This window comes from Pseudonocardia xinjiangensis (assembly GCF_050948425.1).
In the GTDB taxonomy this organism is placed as follows: Bacteria; Actinomycetota; Actinomycetes; order Mycobacteriales; family Pseudonocardiaceae; genus Pseudonocardia; species Pseudonocardia xinjiangensis.
Genome location: NZ_CP192009.1, coordinates 4,481,385 through 4,499,043 on the forward strand (window position 1 = coordinate 4,481,385; position 17,659 = coordinate 4,499,043).

At 71.6% G+C, this 17,659-nt stretch carries 20 protein-coding genes; 12 read left to right on the forward strand and 8 right to left on the reverse strand.

Features of this window, described 5'->3' with window-relative positions:
• The 8 genes from ACQPZA_RS21120 (at position 1) to hypB (ending at position 6,439) form a co-directional block, all read left to right on the forward strand.
• Positions 1-627, forward strand: coding sequence for a DUF6084 family protein (locus ACQPZA_RS21120; RefSeq protein WP_169396384.1), 627 nt, complete (start codon positions 1-3; stop codon positions 625-627).
• Positions 624-2,027 (forward strand): hypothetical protein, encoded by a 1,404-nt coding sequence (locus tag ACQPZA_RS21125; protein WP_433273011.1) that lies wholly within the window; start codon positions 624-626, stop codon positions 2,025-2,027. Before ACQPZA_RS21120 ends, ACQPZA_RS21125 begins: the two co-directional genes overlap by 4 nt.
• A complete protein-coding gene (locus tag ACQPZA_RS21130) occupies positions 2,024-2,554 on the forward strand; it encodes a hydrogenase maturation protease (protein WP_433273013.1) in 531 nt (176 codons plus the stop codon). Before ACQPZA_RS21125 ends, ACQPZA_RS21130 begins: the two co-directional genes overlap by 4 nt.
• 122 nt (positions 2,555-2,676) lie before the next feature.
• Positions 2,677-2,949: a HypC/HybG/HupF family hydrogenase formation chaperone gene (locus ACQPZA_RS21135; RefSeq protein ID WP_169396387.1), complete on the forward strand. Its 273-nt coding sequence runs from the start codon at positions 2,677-2,679 to the stop codon at positions 2,947-2,949.
• 37 nt (positions 2,950-2,986) lie between these two features.
• Positions 2,987-4,114 (forward strand): hydrogenase formation protein HypD, encoded by a 1,128-nt coding sequence (hypD, locus tag ACQPZA_RS21140; protein WP_433273015.1) that lies wholly within the window; start codon positions 2,987-2,989, stop codon positions 4,112-4,114.
• Positions 4,111-5,310, forward strand: coding sequence for a hydrogenase expression/formation protein HypE (gene hypE / locus ACQPZA_RS21145; RefSeq protein ID WP_433273017.1), 1,200 nt, complete (start codon positions 4,111-4,113; stop codon positions 5,308-5,310). Before hypD ends, hypE begins: the two co-directional genes overlap by 4 nt.
• Before the next feature lie 9 nt (positions 5,311-5,319).
• Positions 5,320-5,649: a hydrogenase maturation nickel metallochaperone HypA gene (locus tag ACQPZA_RS21150; RefSeq protein WP_169396390.1), complete on the forward strand. Its 330-nt coding sequence runs from the start codon at positions 5,320-5,322 to the stop codon at positions 5,647-5,649.
• Between the two features lies 1 nt (position 5,650).
• Positions 5,651-6,439, forward strand: coding sequence for a hydrogenase nickel incorporation protein HypB (hypB, locus tag ACQPZA_RS21155; RefSeq protein WP_433273019.1), 789 nt, complete (start codon positions 5,651-5,653; stop codon positions 6,437-6,439).
• Positions 6,440-6,502: 63 nt separating this feature from the next.
• Here the strand turns inward: hypB and ACQPZA_RS21160 are convergent, their stop codons facing one another.
• On the reverse strand, positions 6,503-7,360 hold the full coding sequence (locus ACQPZA_RS21160) for an NAD-dependent epimerase/dehydratase family protein (RefSeq protein ID WP_433273021.1): 858 nt from the start codon (positions 7,358-7,360) through the stop codon (positions 6,503-6,505).
• A 119-nt stretch (positions 7,361-7,479) separates the two neighbouring features.
• Positions 7,480-8,553: an aldo/keto reductase gene (locus tag ACQPZA_RS21165; protein WP_433273023.1), complete on the reverse strand. Its 1,074-nt coding sequence runs from the start codon at positions 8,551-8,553 to the stop codon at positions 7,480-7,482.
• A gap of 178 nt (positions 8,554-8,731) precedes the next feature.
• On the opposite strand from ACQPZA_RS21165, the gene ACQPZA_RS21170 reads away from it, so the two are divergent.
• The 3 genes from ACQPZA_RS21170 (at position 8,732) to ACQPZA_RS21180 (ending at position 11,286) form a co-directional block, all read left to right on the forward strand.
• Positions 8,732-9,622 carry an AraC family transcriptional regulator gene (locus tag ACQPZA_RS21170; protein ID WP_433273025.1) on the forward strand — a complete coding sequence of 297 codons (891 nt, stop codon included), beginning with the start codon at positions 8,732-8,734 and terminating at the stop codon, positions 9,620-9,622.
• Positions 9,623-9,719: 97 nt separating this feature from the next.
• Positions 9,720-10,388: an alpha/beta hydrolase gene (locus ACQPZA_RS21175; protein WP_433273027.1), complete on the forward strand. Its 669-nt coding sequence runs from the start codon at positions 9,720-9,722 to the stop codon at positions 10,386-10,388.
• The gene (locus tag ACQPZA_RS21180; RefSeq protein ID WP_433273029.1) at positions 10,378-11,286 is read left to right on the forward strand and encodes an alpha/beta hydrolase; all 909 of its coding nucleotides are present in this window, start codon (positions 10,378-10,380) and stop codon (positions 11,284-11,286) included. The genes ACQPZA_RS21175 and ACQPZA_RS21180 overlap by 11 nt, the downstream gene beginning before the upstream one ends.
• A 28-nt stretch (positions 11,287-11,314) precedes the next feature.
• Here ACQPZA_RS21180 and ACQPZA_RS21185 read toward each other — a convergent pair whose 3' ends face one another.
• The 6 genes from ACQPZA_RS21185 to ACQPZA_RS21210 form a co-directional block, all read right to left on the reverse strand.
• On the reverse strand, positions 11,315-11,746 hold the full coding sequence (locus ACQPZA_RS21185; RefSeq protein WP_433273031.1) for a peptidase inhibitor family I36 protein: 432 nt from the start codon (positions 11,744-11,746) through the stop codon (positions 11,315-11,317).
• A gap of 211 nt (positions 11,747-11,957) precedes the next feature.
• On the reverse strand, positions 11,958-14,258 hold the full coding sequence (gene hypF, locus ACQPZA_RS21190; RefSeq protein ID WP_433273033.1) for a carbamoyltransferase HypF: 2,301 nt from the start codon (positions 14,256-14,258) through the stop codon (positions 11,958-11,960).
• Positions 14,255-14,914: a D-sedoheptulose-7-phosphate isomerase gene (locus ACQPZA_RS21195; protein WP_433273035.1), complete on the reverse strand. Its 660-nt coding sequence runs from the start codon at positions 14,912-14,914 to the stop codon at positions 14,255-14,257. The genes hypF and ACQPZA_RS21195 overlap by 4 nt, the downstream gene beginning before the upstream one ends.
• The gene (locus ACQPZA_RS21200; protein WP_169396398.1) at positions 14,905-15,162 is read right to left on the reverse strand and encodes a HypC/HybG/HupF family hydrogenase formation chaperone; all 258 of its coding nucleotides are present in this window, start codon (positions 15,160-15,162) and stop codon (positions 14,905-14,907) included. The genes ACQPZA_RS21195 and ACQPZA_RS21200 overlap by 10 nt, the downstream gene beginning before the upstream one ends.
• Positions 15,159-15,686 carry an SIS domain-containing protein gene (locus ACQPZA_RS21205; protein ID WP_312859134.1) on the reverse strand — a complete coding sequence of 176 codons (528 nt, stop codon included), beginning with the start codon at positions 15,684-15,686 and terminating at the stop codon, positions 15,159-15,161. The genes ACQPZA_RS21200 and ACQPZA_RS21205 overlap by 4 nt, the downstream gene beginning before the upstream one ends.
• A complete protein-coding gene (locus ACQPZA_RS21210) occupies positions 15,643-16,086 on the reverse strand; it encodes a helix-turn-helix transcriptional regulator (RefSeq protein ID WP_433273039.1) in 444 nt (147 codons plus the stop codon). The genes ACQPZA_RS21205 and ACQPZA_RS21210 overlap by 44 nt, the downstream gene beginning before the upstream one ends.
• Positions 16,087-16,473: 387 nt before the next feature.
• Between ACQPZA_RS21210 and ACQPZA_RS21215 the strand changes: the two genes are divergently transcribed.
• Complete coding sequence (locus ACQPZA_RS21215) at positions 16,474-17,640, forward strand: 5-methyltetrahydropteroyltriglutamate--homocysteine methyltransferase (RefSeq protein WP_433273041.1); 1,167 nt, start codon at positions 16,474-16,476, stop codon at positions 17,638-17,640.
• The last annotated feature ends 19 nt before the right edge of the window (positions 17,641-17,659 follow it).

Sequence of the window (17,659 nt, forward strand, 5' to 3'; positions counted from 1 at the left end):
GTGCTGCAGTTCGCCTGTACCGGAGCCCGGCCCGAGCCCTACGCGGCCGGCCCGTCGCTCCTGTTCGACCTGCGCATCAGCGAGGACAGCGGCAGGCGCGTGCACTCGGTGGCGCTCAAGACCCAGATCCGGATCGAGCCACGCGGGCGGACCTACACCGCCGAGGAGTCCGCGAAGCTCGTCGACCTGTTCGGTGAGCCGTCGCGGTGGGGGGAGACGCTCAACGCCCTGCAGTTCGCCCAGATCGGCTCCACCGTCACGGGCTTCACGGGCGAGACCACGGTGCCGATCGCGGTGCCGCTGACCTACGACCTCGACATCGCCGCCACGAAGTACTTCCACGGTCTCACCCAGGGCGAGATCCCCCTGCTGATGCTCTTCTCCGGCACCGTGTACTACGCGACGCCCGCCGGCGTCCAGATCGGGCTCGTGTCCTGGCACGAGGAGGCGGCGTTCCGGCTCCCGGTGGCCACCTGGCGCGCCGCGATGGACGAGCACTACCCGGGAGCGGCGTGGGTGCGGGTCAGCACGAGGACCCTCGACGCCCTCTCGGCCTACCGCTCGGAGCGGGTGATCCCGAACTGGGACGACACCTTCGAGCGGCTGCTGAAGGAGGCCGGGCCGTGAGCACGCGTGACTCCGCCGACCCCGTGCTCGACCAGGTGGCCGCCGTCGCCGACGCGGTGCTGTTCGAGGGCTACCTGCTCTACCCCTACCGGGCCTCGGCGCAGAAGAACCGGCTGCGCTGGCAGTTCGGCGTGCTCACCCCGGCGAGCGACGACACCGAGCCCACCCGCAACCGCATGGAGTGCCTGCTCGAACCGGTTCCCGGCGGCGGGGGCGAGCTGCACATCCGGCTGCGCTGCCTGCAGCTGCAGGCCCGGTCCCCGCGCACCCCGGACGGCACGCCCGTCGAGGAGCTGGTGGTCGACGGGCAGCGCCACCTGCGGTTCGAGGAGGGCGTGCCCCGCTACGTCGACGCCGAGCTGAGCCTCGACCGCCTCCTGCGCGACGAGGTGACCGTGTGGGTCCTGCTGCCGGGGTCGCGAGACGTCGAGGAGCTCCGCGACGCGAGTGGCGCCGTGGCCGGCCGGCTCGTGCGCGAGTGCTGGCCGGTGGCCGCGCGGCTCGTGGTCTCGGCCACCGACCTGCCGGGGCCCTACCTGGTGCACCGGCTGCGGCTCGACATCGTCAACGACAGCTCGTGCGCGCCCGGCGCTCCGCGCGAGGAGGTGCTGCGCACGTCGCTCATCGCGGCGCACACGCTGATCGCGGCCCGTCCCGGCACGTTCCTCTCGCTCACCGACCCGCCGCGGTGGGCCGAGCCCGCGACGAAGGAGTGCGTCAACGAGCACACCTGGCCGGTGCTCGCCGGCCCGGAGGACCGCACCGACCTCCTGCTGTCCTCGCCGATCATCCTCGCCGACCACCCCCAGCTCGCCCCGGAGAGCACGATCAACCTCTTCGACGGGCTGGAGAACGACGAGATCCTCACCCTGCGGACCCTCGTGCTCACCGACGAGGAGAAGGCCGAGGCCCGCGCCACCGACCCGCGCGCCGCGGGGATCATCGACGCGGTCGACGCCATGCCGCCGGAGATCCTCGAACGGCTGCACGGGGCGATCCGCTCGATGCGGCCGGCGGGAGCGACGTCGGTCGACATCCCGGTCTTCGACACGAGCAGCGCGGCCTTCGGCGCCGACAGCCCCGCGGCCCAGCCGCCGGAGCAGCTGCCCTGGTGGGACCCGGGGCAGGACGCGGCCGTCGACCCCGACACCGACGCGGTGATGGTGGGCGACATCCCGGTGGCCAAGGGCAGCCAGGTCGTGCTGCGCCCCGGCCGCAGGGGTGACATCCAGGACCGTTTCCTCGAGGGGATGCGCGCCACCGTGCACGCCGTCGTCCACGACGTCGACGGCGGGGTGCACGTCGCGGTGTCGGTGGACGGCGACCCGGCCGCGGAGATGCAGCTCGCCCACGGCCGTTTCCGCTACTTCCATCCCGACGAGCTCGAGGCGCTGTCGTGACCGGCCCGGGGTCGGCCGGTCGGGTGCTCGTCGCCGGGGTGGGCAACGTCTTCCTCTCCGACGACGGCTTCGGCGTGGCGGTGATCGACCACCTGCAACGGGAGGGCACGCTGCCGGCGGGCGTCGAGCTCGTCGACACCGGCATCCGGGGTATGCATCTGGCCTACCAGCTCCTCGACGGCTACCGCGCGCTGGTGATCGTCGACGCGATCCAGCGCGGCAGCGCGCCCGGCACCCTCCACACGCTGGAACACGACCTCGACGCCCCCCGCTCCCGCACGACCGATGCCGCACTCGACGGCCACGGCATGGACCCCGACGCCGTGCTCGCGCTGCTCGACGGGCTGGCCGGGTCGCTGGGCCTCGCGCGGCCGGTCGAGCGCGTGTTCGTGGTCGGCTGCGAGCCCGCCGTGCTCGCCGAAGGCATCGGCCTCAGCCCGCCGGTGGCCGCCGCGGTGGAACCCGCCGCGCTGGCCGTCACGGCGCTGGTCACCGTTCTCATGATCGACGAAGGAGCTCCGAGATGATCCGCAAGATGCTGCTGTTCGTGCTGGTGGCCGGGATGGCCACGGCCACGGTCCTGACCCTGCAGTCCCGCGCCGAGATCGCCCGGTACCGCGACCTGCGCCGGATGTAGGAGGAGATCCCCATGTGCCTGGGCATTCCCGGCGAAGTGATCGAGCTGATGACCGAGCACGAGGACCTGGCGATGGTCAGCGTCGAGGGCGTCAAGCGCGCGGTGAACATCGGGCTGCTGCACGACGAGGACCTGAAACCGGGCGACTGGATCCTCATCCACGTCGGCTTCGCACTGTCGAAGATCGACGAGGCCGAGGCGAAGGCGTCACTGGACTTCCTCACCGGGCTCGGCGACGCCTACACCGACGAGCTCGAAGCGCTCGCCGCCAGCGACATCACCTAGCGAGTACCGACTCTCGGCCAGAGGTAAGGGGACGGCGATGAAGTTCGTCGACGAGTTCCGCGATGCGGGCATGGCCCGCACGCTGGCGACGCAGATCGCCGCGCTGTGCGAGCCCGGCAGGCACTACAAGTTCATGGAGGTCTGCGGCGGCCACACCCACACCATCTACAAACACGGCCTCGAGGACTACCTGCCGGAGACCGTCTCGCTGGTGCACGGCCCCGGCTGCCCGGTCTGCGTGATCCCGATGGGCCGCGTCGACGACGCCATCGCCATCGCCGAGCACGACGACGTCATCCTCACGACGTTCGGCGACATGCTGCGGGTGCCCGGCGGCCGCGGCTCGTTCTTCGACTCGAAGGCGGCGGGCGCCGACATCCGGATGGTCTACTCGCCGCTCGACGCGTTGAAGATCGCGCGGAAGAACCCGGACAAGCGCGTGGTCTTCATGGCCATCGGGTTCGAGACCACGGCGCCGTCCACGGCCATGACCGTGCTGCGCGCGGCCGCCGAGGGTCTCGACAACTTCTCGATCTTCTGCAACCACGTCACGATCATTCCGGCGATCAAGGCGATCCTCGACTCCCCCGACCTGCGCCTGGACGGCTTCCTCGGCCCGGGCCACGTCTCCACGGTGATCGGGTGCCGGCCCTACGAGTGGATCGCGCGCGACGCGCACAAGCCGCTGGTCTGCGCGGGCTTCGAACCGCTCGACATCCTGCAGTCGGTGTACCAGCTGCTGGTGCAGCTGAAGGAGGGCCGCTGCGAGATCGAGAACCAGTACGCGCGGGTAGTGCCGTGGGACGGCAACCCCAAGGCGTTGCAGGTGATCGGTGAGGTGATGGAGCTGCGGCCGCACTTCGAGTGGCGCGGGCTGGGCTTCATCTCCCACTCGGCGCTGCAGGTGCGGGAGCGCTACGCCCGGTTCGACGCCGAGCGCATCTTCTCCGTGCCCGGCGTCCGGGTCGCCGACCCGAAGGCCTGCCAGTGCGGCGAGGTGCTCAAGGGCGTGCTCAAGCCGTGGGAGTGCAAGGTCTTCGGCACCGCGTGCACGCCGGAGACCCCGATCGGCACGTGCATGGTGTCGTCGGAGGGCGCGTGCGCCGCGTACTACAACTTCGGCCGCTTCAGCCGGGACCGCGTGAAGGAGGCGACCCGGACATGACCCAGGATCTCGGCTCGACCATCCCGACGCGGGCGAACTGGGCGGAGGAGGCGGTCACCACGGCCGCCGCCGAAGAGGCACAGAACCCCCATGCCGGCGCCGAGCACCTCACCCGCGAGGAGCAGGTGCTGGCCCGGATCGCGAAGGCCCGCTCCCGCAAGGCGAAGATCAAGGAGGAGCGGGTCACGCTCTCCCACGGGGCGGGCGGGAAGGCCACGCAGACGCTCATCGAGGCGGTGTTCCTCGACGCCTTCCGCAACCCGGTGCTGGAGCAGTTGGAGGACGGCGCCCAGCTCGCCATGGCCTGGGCGGACGGCGGGACCGGACGGCTCGCGTTCACCACCGACTCCTACGTGGTGTCCCCGCTGTTCTTCCCCGGTGGCGACATCGGTGACCTCGCGGTCAACGGCACCGTCAACGACCTGGCGATGTGCGGGGCGCGGCCGCTGTACCTGTCCTGCGGGTTCATTCTGGAGGAGGGCTTCCCGGTCGCCGACCTGCAGCGCATCGTGGCCTCCATGGCCGCCGCGGCCGCGGCGGCCGGGGTGCAGATCGTCACCGGCGACACGAAGGTGGTCGAGCGCGGCAAGGCCGACGGCTGCTACATCACCACCGCGGGCGTCGGCGTGCTGGAACGCCCGGTCGTGCTGTCGGCCGCGGCGGCGAAGCCCGGCGACGTCGTGCTCGTCTCGGGCCCGATCGGGGACCACGGCATCACCGTGATGCTGGCGCGCGGCGAGCTCGACATCTCCGCCGACATCGTCTCCGACACCGCCCCGCTGCACGAGATCACCGCGGGGCTGCTCGACGCCGCGGGCGAGGGCGTGCGGCTGCTCCGGGACGCGACCCGCGGTGGCGTCGCCACGATCTGCAACGAGGTGGCGGTGGCCGCGCAGGTGGCCGTCGTGCTCGACGAGGCTGCGCTGCCGGTGCGCCCGGTCGTCAACGGCGCGTCCGAGCTGCTCGGTATCGACCCGCTCTACGTCGCCTGCGAGGGCAGGCTCGTCGCCGTCGTCGCGCCGGAGCAGGCCGATGCGGCGCTCGCCGCGCTGCACGCGCACCCGCTCGGCGACGGCGCCGCCGCGATCGGGACGATCAAGGACGACCCGCCGGGGCTGGTGCTGCTGCGCACGGCGTTCGGCGGCACGCGGATCGTCGACCTCCTGGTGGGCGACCCCCTGCCCCGGATCTGTTAGCGCGCTGACGTGCACGAACTGTCGATCACCCAGACCGTCGTCAGCACCGTGACCCAGCGGATGCAGGACGCCCGCGTCTGCCGCATCCGGCTGGAGGTCGGCAGGCTGTCCGGTCTCGTGCCGGACGCCGTGCGGTTCTGCTTCGAGATGGTGGCGGCCGGCACCACGTGCGAGGGCGCCGTGCTGGAGATCGACGAGCCGCCGGGACGGGCGGTGTGCCGCACCTGCGGCGCGGCGTTCGAGACCGGCGAGGTGCTGCCGCTGTGCGACTGCGGCAGCGCGGACATCGAGGTCCACGGGGGGCGCGAGCTGCGGATCCGAGAGGTGGAGGTGGTGTGAGGTGTGCGCGACATGCGGCTGCGCCGACGACGCCGGCGTGCGGGTGACGGACCCGGCGGCGGCCGGCCACGACCACCCGCACGACCACGGCGACGGCCACGGGCACGGCCACGGGCACCGCGAGCCGGACTCGCGGACCGTCGCCCTCGAGGTCGACCTGCTGGCCAAGAACGACGACCTGGCCGGGGACAACCGCCGGTGGCTCGCGGAGCGCGACGTCGTCGCCCTGAACCTCATGAGCTCACCGGGCTCGGGCAAGACCACGCTGTTGACCCGCACGATCACCGACCTCGGTGACGAGCTGCCCTGTGCGGTCCTGGAGGGCGACCAGGAGACGCTGCTGGACGCCGAGCGCATCGGGGCGACGGGGGCGCGCGTCATCCAGATCAACACCGGTGCGGGCTGCCACCTCGACGCCGACATGGTCGCGGCGGGACTGCGTGCGCTGGCTCCCGCGCGGGGCTCCCTGCTGTTCGTCGAGAACGTCGGCAACCTGGTCTGCCCCGCGCTGTTCGACCTCGGCGAGGCGGGCCGGGTCGTGATCATGTCGGTGACCGAGGGAGCCGACAAGCCGCTCAAGTACCCCCACATGTTCCGCACGGCCGACCTGATGTTGGTGAACAAGGTCGACCTGCTCCCCTACGTCGACTTCGACGTGGAGTACTGCGTCGAGGCGGCCCGCCGGGCCAACCCCGCGGTGGAGGTGCTGGAGATCTCCGCCACCAGAGGGGACGGCCTGGAGCCCTGGTACGACTGGCTGCGCCGGCGTGCGGGGGCGCTCACGGCGTGAAATGTGCACCAGAGCTGCGGAACCCCGCAGCGGCAGCGCTGGTGGTCATCTCACGCCCGCCGCTCAACCCTGGGCGAACACGCTCAGGGGGTCGGTGTGCTTGGGCTCCCAGCCCAGCTCACGCTTCGCCTTGGCCGGGGTGAACTGCTGGTCGAGAGCGAACGCGTCCGCGATCGGCCCCATCTCGGCCCGAGCCTGCTCGAGCGTGATGGACGTGGTCTTCCCGTCCAGGCCCACGGCCTGCGCACACGCCTCGGCGACCTGCCTCGCGGTCGGGTTCACCCCGCCCACCCCCAGGTAGACCGAACCCGCCGGCGCCGACAGGGCGGCCACGTAGAGCGGGGCGAGGTCGTCGATGTGCACCAGTGCCCAGTGGTTGGCGCCGTCGCCGATGTAGGGGATGGCGCCGTTCTTCCTGCCGGGCTGGACGAAGAAGTCGTCGATCAGGCGGTTGTCGCCGCCGTAGAGCAGTCCGGGTTGCACGATGACGGGGCGCCCGCCACTGGCCGCCCGCGCCAGCACGGCGTCCTCCACGGGCTTGCGCCAGGCCACCGCGCCCGGCGGGTTCCACGGCGCGGTCTCGTCCTGGACCCCGTCGGTGTCGCCGTAGACCCAGCTCCCGCCGGTGTGCACGTAGGTGCCGCCGCCCACACCGTCCTGCATCGCGGTGGCCGCGTCGAGGTCCTCCTCCCCCGAGGTCGCCTGGGCGAGGTGGATCACCCCGTCGGAGCGGGCGGCGGCGTCCGCCAGGACGTCCAGGTCGGTCAGTGCGCCGCGGACCGCGGTCGCGCCGGCCGCCACGACGGCCTGTTCGGCGCGCTCGCTGCGGGCAAGTGCCTCCACCGTGTGGCCCTGGTTGATCAGTTCGGCGATCGTGGCCCGGCCGATGTAGCCGGAACCTCCGGTCAGAAAGACCCTCATGACAACTCCCTCTTCTCGCATCACGTGCACCCAACGTGCTCCGTGACCCCGGTCCCCGTCCAAGACCTGTTCCGCGGTCTGCGATGCCCGCTCGGCATCGCCGCCCGCCGACACGACGGTCAGTAGCGGGTGGCGGAGGCGCGCAGCAGCGGGGACACCGGCGAGGAATGACCGTCCACGGTGGCGCCGGCGTACTGCAGTGTCGGTGCCAGTTCCCTGTTGTTCCGGGCGGGGAAGTTCAGAGTGGGAGCCGACACGTCATCCAGCGCGGCGCGCTGGGCATCGCTGAGCGTCACGTCCGCGGCGCCGAGGTTGGTCTCGAACTGGTCCATCCGGCGGGCACCGATCACGATCGAGGTGACGCCGGGGCGCCCCTTCAGCCAGGCCAGGGCGACCTGGGCCGACGGCACGCCCATCTCGTGGGCGATGGCGTTGAGGGCGTCGATCACGACCAGGTCGGCCGCGCTCGGCATCCGCCCGCGGGCGGTGTCGACCGAGGTGGTGGTGGCGCTGGAGTACTTGCCCGACAGGAACCCGCCCTTCAGCGGCGACCACGGCATCACGCCCATGCCCATCGCCCGGGACATCGGGATCAGCTCCCCTTCCGAGGTCCGCTCGAGCAGGGAGTACTCCAGCTGCAGCGCGATGATCGGCGTCCATCCGCGAAACCGTGCGAGCGTGGCCGCCTCGGCGGTCGCCCACGCCGGCACGTCGGAGAAGCCGACGTAGCGGATCTTGCCCGCGCTGACCTGGTCGTCCAGCGCGCGCAGCGTCTCCTCGACCGGCGTGACCGGGTCGAAGTTGTGCAGCCAGTAGATGTCGACGTAGTCGGTCTGCAGGCGCCGCAGCGAGTTCTCCAGCTGTTGCACGATCGCCTTGCGGCTGGGTCCGCCGCCGTTCGGATCCTTTTCGTGCAGATTGCCGAAGAACTTCGTGCCGAGCACAACGCGCTCACGCAGCGACGGCCGGTCGGCGAAGTAGTCGCCGATGATCTTCTCGGAGTGGCCGTTGGTGTAGAGGTTGGCGGTGTCGATCGAGTTCCCGCCGCGGTCCAGATAGGCCGCGAGGATGTTCGTGGACTCCTCTGAGCTGCTACCCCAGCCCCAATCCTCACCGAAGGTCATGGTGCCCAGGGTGAACGGGCTGACCCGCAGGCCCGACCGGCCGAGGGTGACATAGGAATCGAGGGACATCGTGGACCTCCAGGCCGATATGACGACGAGACGCCGCTGAAGCGGTCTCCCGGTACGACTCCAGTGAAGTCGGCGGCGGCGTGATCACCTAGACCGATGCGGGCGATCCATTGCACGATCCGCTCAACTTTGCCCGGATCGTGGTGGCGGACCTGCGCCCGCGTGGTTCACTCGGACGATGAGCCCGCTCGACGAGCTCGGTCGCCGGATCACGCGGCTCGCCGGGCGCAACCCACGCCCGTCATGGATCGAGGGCGTGATGGTGTTCGCCGCCGAGCACGTGACCGAGCCGATGGGCTCGGTCACCGAACCGATGCTCGCCCTGGTCGTGCAGGGAGCGAAGCGCTCGATCCTCGGTGACCATGTCTTCGAGCACCACCCCGGCCAGGCCGGAGTGGTGACCGTTCACCTTCCGCTGATCTCGCAGATCATCCGGGCCAGCCCTGACGAGCCGTTCCTCGCGCTCGGGCTGCGGCTCGAACCCGCGACCATCGCGCAGCTGCTGGTCGACGCCGGTCCCACCACGACCCGCCCGCACGACGGCCCCGGCATGGCCGTCGACGACGCGGACGACAACCTGCTCGACGCCATCGTCCGGCTGATGCGGCTGCTGGACGAGCCACGCAACCTCCGGGTGCTGGCGGCCGGGGTGCGGCGCGAGATCCACTGGTGGCTGCTGAACGGCCCGCAAGCGGGCTTGATCAGACAGGCCGGGATGGCTGACAGCCGCCTGGCCCTCGTCGCCCGCGCGATCGGTTGGATCAGGTCCCGGTACGACCGCGTGATCCGCATCGACGACCTCGCCGCGGAGGTCGGCATCAGCGTCTCGTCCCTCAACCGCCATTTCCGCGCCGTGACCGCGATGAGCCCGCTGCAGTACCAGAAACAGATCCGGCTGCAGAAGGCCCGCATCCAGCTCATCGCGGCACCACACGACGTGGCCGCGATCGGGTACGCCGTCGGGTACGACAACCCCTCGCAGTTCAGCCGCGAGTACCGGCGGATGTTCGGGGCGCCCCCGGGCCAGGACGTGGCACGCCTGCAGAACATGGTCGTCGTCCAGGAGTAGCCGCTGCGCGGAGTCTCCGTGGTGGTGCATGCAGGGCATCACAGGAGCCCGATCAGGTCTTGGACGCGACGTGCAGGGCGCGGGCACAGTCGGAGCAATGAAACCCGGGATCAACCGCGACGCGGTGCTGTGGTCGGAGTCCGAGCACAGGCGCAGTGAGCGACCCGTGCTGGTGATGCTGCACGGCTGGAGCTACGACGAGACCCACCTGTACCGGCGGCTCGCGTCCCGGCTACCGGACGAGCTCGTGGTCGCCTCGGTCAGGGCGCGCATCCCGGAAGCGGGTGGGTACGCCTGGTTCCCCAGCGCAGGAAACCCGATCGGCGATCCTGCGCCCCCGGTGGCGAACGCCGCGACCGACGACGTTCTGGACTGGGTGCGCACTCTCGACGCGCCGTCGATCGGCCTGCTCGGGTTCTCCCAGGGTGGCGCCATGGTGCACCAGCTGATGCGGCACGCCCCGGAACGCTTCGCCTACGGCGTCAACCTCGCGGGGTTCGTCGTGCGCGATCACCAACCCGGCGACACGACCCTGGCCACCCTGCGCCCCCCTGTCTACTGGGGCCGCGGCGGGCACGACCGGGTCATCCCGGACGACGCCATCGAGCGCACCGAACGATGGCTCGAGGAGCACGCCACCGCCGACACCCACGTCTACCCCGGCTTGGGACACGACGTCGCCGGACGAGAGATCGACGACGTGGCGGCGTTCGTCGCCGACCAGATCTACTCCGCCTCCAGGTCAGGAGACCCCCATGCGTCATGACATCGAGTTCGACGCCGAAGGCGCTCTGCTGCGCGGATGGTTCTACGAGGCCGAGGGGGCGACCGGTCCCGCGCCCTGCGTGGTCATGGCCCATGGCTGGACGTCGACGAAGCGCATGTACCTCGACCGGTTCGCGGAGGTGTTCGCTGCTTCCGGCCTGTCCGTGCTGGTTTTCGACAACCGCGGCTGGGGTGACTCCGATGCGGCACCGGGGAAGCCACGGCACGAGGTCGACCCGTGGGAACAGGTTCGGGACTACCAGCACGCCATCACCTGCGCACAGAACCGCTCCGAGGTCGATCCGGACCGGATCGGCGTGTGGGGCACGAGCTTCTCGGCCGCGCACGCCTTCGTGGTCGCCGCCGTGGACCGCCGGGTCAAGGCGGTGAGCGGGCAGGCACCGTTCATCAGCGGCCGGGCGACCTACGCGAACCTCGCCCGGGTCGACAACCACGTCGTCGGCCCGGAGGTGTTCACCGCCGACCGGCGGGCCCGCGCCATGGGCGAGCCGGCGGCCACCGTGCCGGTCATCGGCAACGATCCCGGCGAGCTGGTCGGGCTACCGACGCAGGACTCCTACGAGTGGTTCACCCACGCACGGGCGGAGCTCGACCCCAGCTGGCCGAACGAGGTGACGCTGCGCAGCCTGGACAACTTCTACGGCTACGAGCCGGCGCGGTACCTGCCGGACATCACCCCGACGCCGCTGCTGATGATCGTCGGCCGCGAGGACGGGCTGACCGGGGGGAACCTGGCCGCCTCGGCCTACCGGACGGCGGCCGAGCCGAAGAGGATCGTGTTCCTGCCCGGCGGACATTTCGCCGCATACACCGGTGCCGGTTTCCTCGTGGCGTCCCAGGCGGCCCGCGACTGGTTCCTGGAGCATCTCTCGCCGTGACCGGCGCGAGGTGACCCGCGCCACCCGGTCAGCAGGGCTTCACCGACGAGACCGCGTTGTCGAGGTTCACCGGGAACTGCTGGATCTGGGTGTGCGGGGGGAACTCGATCCGCTGCCCCTTGAAGTTCGCGTCGGTGAACAGGCACATCGTGGTGTTCGAGTTGTTCACGGCCGAGGAGATCTTGTCGTTGAGGTTCAGCGGGGTGAGATCGGGAATCGTCGAGTTGGACAGATCGGCGAACCCACCGTCGAATCCGGAGGCGTCGAAGACGTCGAACTCGCCGGGAACGCCCGACGCCACCACCGCAGCGGAGCCGGGCTGGGCGGCGGCGCTGGTGAACACGGCCGCCGTCGGCTCCGCGGCGGACGCCGTACCGGTACCGACGAGGGTCATCGCGGCGACCGCTGCGGCCCCGGCGATCGCGGCGACCAGGACCCGGCGAACCGAGTTTCGGGACATTACGGGCCTCCTGTCATGAGCCGCCGCATCCTGCACCGGCCGACATATCCAGACACGGCCGAACGCGGGCATCTGTTCACGCCGGCCGCATGGCATACCTCATAACCGGCGGCCTGAACCATCGGACGCCGCCGTGCGTTGTTTCTGCACGACATGGCCACATAACGCGATCAGAACCCGCCACCGAGCAGCGATATGTGTCCGTGTCGCGTCAGGAGATCGTCGCGGCGGCCACCGCCACCTGGCCGAGGCTGATCCCGCCGTCGTTGCACGGCACCCGGGAGTGCACGAGCACCCGCAGCCCGGCCTCGGTCAGCCGCCGGGACACCCCCTGCAGGAGCCGGATGTTCTGGAACACCCCGCCGGACAGGGCCACCACGTCGAGACCGGTGTCCGCGGCGGCCGACACGGCCGCGGCCGCGAGCGCGTCGTGCAGGCCGGCGTGGAAACGGGCGGCGATCACCGGCGCCGGGGTGTCTGCCCGGAGGTCGGCCACGACGGCGCGCACGAGGTCGCCCACACGGATCAGCTCTCCGTCGAGCCGCACGGCGTAACCGTCGCACTCCCCCACCGCCGACGCGGCCTGCTCCAGCTCGACGGCCGCCTGGCCCTCGTAGTTCACCCGGTCCCGGACCCCGACGAGAGCCGCGACGGCGTCGAACAGGCGACCGGCGCTCGTGGTGACCGGGACGTCCACACCGGATCCCAGGAGCCGCTCCACCTGTGTCCACAGCGGACCGTTGCGGGCCACGACGGCGAGGCCCGCCGGGTCGGTGCCGGTGGCGTGCAGCCAGGCCGCGGCCATCCGCCACGGCTGCCGGATCGCCGTGGCTCCGCCCGGCAGCGGCACCGGCTCCAGGTGCGCCAGCCGCCGGAACCCGGTGAGCGAGACCGCGAACACCTCCCCGCCCCACAGCACACCGTCCGGGCCGTAGCCGAGGCCGTCGCACGCGATGCCGATCGCCGGCCCCGCCTCGCCGTTCTCCGCCAGGCACGCGGCCAGGTGGGCGTGGTGGTGCTGCACCCCGACCAGCCGCAGGCCCGGCTCCGCCTCGGCCCTGGCGAGGGCGTACTTCGTGGACAGGTACTCCGGGTGCAGGTCGTGGGCGAGCACCGCGGGCGTGACGTCCAGCAGCCGTCCGAGGTGCTCGATGCCGTCGAGGTACGCCCGCAGCGTCTCGGCGTTCTCCAGGTCGCCGACGTGGTGCGACGGGAACGCCTCCGCGCCCCGCAGCACGCAGAACGTGTTCTTGAGCTCCGCGCCGCAGCCGAGCACCGGCTCCCCGGCGACGACGCCGATCCGCAGGGGCTCCGGGGTGTAGCCGCGCGAACGGCGGATCGGGTAGGCGCGCCCGGCCACCACCCGCAGCACCGAGTCGTCGGCCCGGGTGCGGATCGGCCGGTCGTGGGTGAGGAAGGCGTCGGCGATGCCGGCGAGCCGGGTGACCGCGTCGTCATCGAGGTGGGCGATCGGCTCGTCGGAGACGTTCCCGCTGGTCAGCACGATCGGGGCGGCGAGGTCGTCGAGCAGCAGATGGTGCACGGGCGTGTAGGGCAGCAGCACGCCGACGTGGTCGTTGCCGGGGGCGACGGCGGTGGCCAGCGGCGCGCCCGGGCGTCTGCGCAGCAGCACGATGGGCGCGCGCCGGGACGACAGCTGCGCCGCCTCGGCCGGCCCGACCTCGCCGAGCGTTCCGGCGGCGTCCAGGTCCGGGGCCAGCACCGCGAACGGCTTGTCCTCCCGGTGCTTGCGCGCCCGGAGCTCGGCGACGGCGCGCTCGTGCCCGGCCGCGGCCGCCAGGTGGTAGCCGCCGAGCCCTTTCACGGCCAGCACCCCGCCCTCGGCCAGCAGCCGCGCCGCGGCGGTGACCGGTTCACCGGAGAGCTCGCGACCGGTGGCGTCGACCAGCCGCAGGGTGGGCCCGCAGCCGGGGCAGCACACGGGCTGCGCGTGGAACCGCCGGTCGGCCGGGTCGTGGTACTCGGCGGCGCAGGCCGCGCACATCGGGAAGCCGGCCATCGTGGTGGCGGCCCGGTCGTAGGGCACCCCGGTGACGATCGTGAACCGGGGCCCGCAGTTCGTGCAGGTGATGAACGGGTGGCGGTAGCGCCGGTCGGCCGGGTCGCGCAGCTCGGCGACGCACTCGGCGCAGGTGGCGGTGTCGGCTGGGACGAGGGTGGCCCGGCGGCCGCGGGCGGAGCTGGCGGCGATGGCGAAGGCGGTGTCCCCGCGCACCGGCATGTCCGTGGCGGCGACGCCGGTGACCAGCGCCAGCGCGGGCGGCCGGTCCTGCAGGGCGGCGAGCAGCGCGTCCAGGGCAGGCGCGGCGCCCTCCGCCTCGATGACCACGCCGGACTCGTCGTTGCCCACGAACCCGGCCAGCCCCAGCTGCCCGGCGAGGCCGTGCACGAACGGACGGAACCCCACTCCCTGCACGATGCCGCTGACCCGGATCCGGGCCCGCACCCGCTCCCCGGCCCGCGGTTCGACCTGCGCGGGCGGTTCGGTCACGGGCGGCCCAGCGCGCGCTGCACCAGCTCCCACAGCACGTGGTAGGTGGTGGTCTGCGCCTCCTGGATGCGGTGCACCGACGCCGAGGGCATCACGAAGAGGTGGTCGATCTCCCCGCGCGCGGCCGCCTCGGCCATCGACCCACCCGAGTACCCGGCGAGCCCCACGGTGAGCAGGCCCCGCTCGTGCGCGACGGCCAGGCCGCGCAGCACGTTGGCCGAACCTCCGCTCGTGGACAGGGCCAGCGCGATGTCGTCCGGGCGGCCCGCCGCGGCCACCGGCCGGGCGAAGACGTTCTCGAAGCCGACGTCGTTGGCCAGCGCCGTGAGGGTCGCGACGTCGGCCGCGAGCGCGAGGGCGGGCAGTGGTCGCCATGCCGGCCCGGGGTCGACACAGAGCGCGGCCACGGCTGCCGCGTCCGTGCTCGACCCCCCGTTGCCGAAGGCCAGCAGCCTCCCGCCGCGCTCGAAGCGCTCCGCCATCGCGGTGGCGCAGGCCGCCATCCGGGCGTCGTCGGCGGCCACCACCTCCCGGCGCAGCCGTCCGATCTCGTCGACCTTCTCCGCCGTGGACCGCGCGACGTCGGCCAGCAGGGAGTCCAGGTCGGCGGACCCGGAGTGCAGGAACGGGTAGAGCGACTCGATGCTCATGACCATCGGCCTCCGTGCCGGGCCGGTCCGGAAGGGTCCACCCTGGCGATGGCCTCGCCGGCGTGCACGAGGACGGTGTCACCGACCACGGCGTCCACGAGCGCGACGCTGACCTCCTCCTCGGTGCCCGGCCCCGCGCCGGTGTCCACCATGGCGAGCCCGTCGCCGAGCAGGGCGGTGACCGTGACCGCCACCGCCGTGTCGGAGCAGGTGATGCACACCTCGCCCGGGTGCGGGTCGGGAGCCGGGTTCATGCCAGCACCTCCGGAGCGTCCAGGAAGACGTGCACGAGCTCCCACAGCACGTGGTAGACGGTCACCTGGCCCTCGCGCACGATGCGGGTGTCGTCGGAGCGCACCGCGATGACGTGGTCGAGGCCCCCGAGCGACGCGACGAGGCCGCCTTCCCCGCCCAGCAGCGCGACGGTCAGGAGGCCGCGGTCCCGCGCCGCCGCCAGGCCGTCGGCGAGAGCGGCGTCGCCGCCGTCGGGCGCGATGCCCAGTGCGATGTCCTCGGGCTCGCCGAACAGACCGAGCTCGGCCCGGAACCCGGTGGATCCCCCGGGCAGCGACAGCGCGGGCAGCGCACGTTTGCCGATGATCACCGGATGCACGAACTCCACCACCACGTGCGCGGCGTCGGCCGCGGAGCAGCCGGTGCCGAACGCGAGCAGGCGGCCCCCGCGGTGGAAGCGCCGCGCCATGGCGTGGCAGGCGGCGGCGAGCGCGGGCGCGTCAGTGGCCAGCAGGCCGATCGGCCCGTCGCGCCGCGTGAACACCGTTCGTGTATCCGCAGCTGTCAGCTCGACGGTCAATTCGGCTCCCCTCGGGGCATCCCCGCTTGGCGGCGGCGACCACCCGGGCGTAGCGATCGAGGAAGATGTGCAGGGCCTCGTGCGTCTGCTCGAGGCTGTCGGCGAGCGAGTCGAGGCAGGTCACCCCGTCCTGGGTGACGTAGTAGGTGCGCCGGGCCGGGCCGACCTCGGAGGTGTGCCACTCCGAGCGGACCAGTCCTTGCCGCTCCAGGCTGCGCAGCGCGCGGTAGACCCCGCCGGCGTCGCCGTCCCCGTCGTGCATGGGACGGAGCCGCGCGGCGAGCTCATAGCCGTGGTCGGGCTGCTCCCGCAGGAGCAGCAGCAGGCAAGGCTGCAGGAAGTTTCGCGGTTCGAGCTCGGCCATGGTGGGCGTTGCCCTCCGGGTCGGCGGTGGTGGGCGCCTGACCTGGCCGATGTTCCCACTGTGTGACGCGAACCACAAGACAGGTCGGTCTCACGGGTGGACGACATCGGCCCCCCCGACCGGGTGTAGCGGCTATCACATCGGGCGATAACCCGTCGAGAACGGGATAATCGGCCCCGGATCGCGAACGTTCCTGGTAATCGCGCGCCTCTCGTTGACCGTTCCTGCTGGCCCGACTACCCTTTCCTCGCACGCGTGAGACAGACCTGTCTCCTTCTGCCGTCCTGCCTATTCACATGTCTTCGCCGCCGGCACCGAGTACCGCGTCCGTCGATCACGCCGAGCCCGGCGTCCGCGTGTCCAGGATTCTCGAGGAGGAGATCCACAATGGCCTACGACCCGCGCACGGCCACCGGAGTCCCCACCGAGCCGGTGGGCTCACTGCCCCGGCCCGCGAAACTGCAGGAGGCCTACGCGAAGTACGACGCAGGCGAGATCAACAAAGATGACCTCGAGAAGCTGCAGGACGCCTCGGTGAAGGACTCGATCGAACGGTTCGAGGCCACCGGCTCACCGATCATCTCCGACGGCGAGCAACGGTGGTCGTCGTTCGCCACCTATCCGATCGCCGACACGTTGGCCGGCACCGGACTGGCACCGGGACTGGCCCCGGGCGGCCAGTTCTTCGCGATCTTCGCCGACGGCCACGGACGTCAGCTGCCGAAGCTGGAACACGGACCGTTCCGCTACAACCAGCATGCGGCCGACACGCTGCGCAAGTCGATCCCGTACGCGAGCAGGCCGATGAAGCAGGCCGTGATCGCGCCGTCGATGCTGGCGCTGCTCCACCCGTTGAAGGACCCGGTGGAGGGCTACAGCCGCGAGGAGTTCGAGGCGGCACTGGTCGACGAGTGCGAGAAGGACATCCGGGAGGCCTTCGCCGCCGGGGCCGAACGGGTGTCGGTCGACTTCACCGAAGGCCGGCTGGCCACCCGCGAGGATCCCCGCAACCCGTGGACCGGAGCCGGTCTCCTGCCGCACTTCATCGAGCTCAACAACCGAGTGATGGCCCGGTTCTCCGCCGAGGAGCGCCGCACCATCGGCATCCACACCTGCCCCGGCGGCGACCGCGACTCGGTGCACTCGGCCGATGTGCCCTACAACAACCTCCTCGGCACGATGTTCGACATCAACGCCGGGTACTTCCTGATCCAGCTCGCGTCGGAGCGGGAGAAGGACCCCGTCTACGCGACCATCGGCAAGAACCTGCGCTCCGACGCCGGCGGTGTCGCGCAGATGGCCTACATCGGCGTCACCAACCCGCAGAACCCGCGGGTCGAGAGCCCGCAGGAGATCGCCGACCAGCTCATCCGGGCGGCCAACTTCATCCCGAAGGAACAGCTCGGCTCCACCGACGACTGTGGGTTCTCCCCGTTCTCCATCGACGAGAAGCCCAACCACGGCTCACCCGACTACGCCAGGGACGTGGCCTTCCAGAAGATCACCTCCCGCGTGGAGGGTGCCCGCCTGGCCGCCGAGAAGCTGGGCCTCTGAGGGGGTGCGCGACGCCCGG

What these genes read in the sequence shown, in the direction of transcription:
- ACQPZA_RS21195 (WP_433273035.1), bottom strand. Translation starts at nt 14,914, where the DNA reads ATGGTCATGAGCATCGAGTCGCTCTACCCGTTCCTGCACTCCGGGTCC.
- ACQPZA_RS21200 (WP_169396398.1), bottom strand. Translation starts at nt 15,162, where the DNA reads ATGAACCCGGCTCCCGACCCGCACCCGGGCGAGGTGTGCATCACCTGC.
- ACQPZA_RS21180 (WP_433273029.1), top strand. Translation starts at nt 10,378, where the DNA reads ATGCGTCATGACATCGAGTTCGACGCCGAAGGCGCTCTGCTGCGCGGA.
- ACQPZA_RS21135 (WP_169396387.1), top strand. Translation starts at nt 2,677, where the DNA reads ATGTGCCTGGGCATTCCCGGCGAAGTGATCGAGCTGATGACCGAGCAC.
- ACQPZA_RS21175 (WP_433273027.1), top strand. Translation starts at nt 9,720, where the DNA reads ATGAAACCCGGGATCAACCGCGACGCGGTGCTGTGGTCGGAGTCCGAG.
- hypE (WP_433273017.1), top strand. Translation starts at nt 4,111, where the DNA reads ATGACCCAGGATCTCGGCTCGACCATCCCGACGCGGGCGAACTGGGCG.
- ACQPZA_RS21165 (WP_433273023.1), bottom strand. Translation starts at nt 8,553, where the DNA reads ATGTCCCTCGATTCCTATGTCACCCTCGGCCGGTCGGGCCTGCGGGTC.
- hypD (WP_433273015.1), top strand. Translation starts at nt 2,987, where the DNA reads ATGAAGTTCGTCGACGAGTTCCGCGATGCGGGCATGGCCCGCACGCTG.
- ACQPZA_RS21160 (WP_433273021.1), bottom strand. Translation starts at nt 7,360, where the DNA reads ATGAGGGTCTTTCTGACCGGAGGTTCCGGCTACATCGGCCGGGCCACG.
- ACQPZA_RS21185 (WP_433273031.1), bottom strand. Translation starts at nt 11,746, where the DNA reads ATGTCCCGAAACTCGGTTCGCCGGGTCCTGGTCGCCGCGATCGCCGGG.
- ACQPZA_RS21210 (WP_433273039.1), bottom strand. Translation starts at nt 16,086, where the DNA reads ATGGCCGAGCTCGAACCGCGAAACTTCCTGCAGCCTTGCCTGCTGCTG.
- ACQPZA_RS21170 (WP_433273025.1), top strand. Translation starts at nt 8,732, where the DNA reads ATGAGCCCGCTCGACGAGCTCGGTCGCCGGATCACGCGGCTCGCCGGG.
- ACQPZA_RS21215 (WP_433273041.1), top strand. Translation starts at nt 16,474, where the DNA reads ATGGCCTACGACCCGCGCACGGCCACCGGAGTCCCCACCGAGCCGGTG.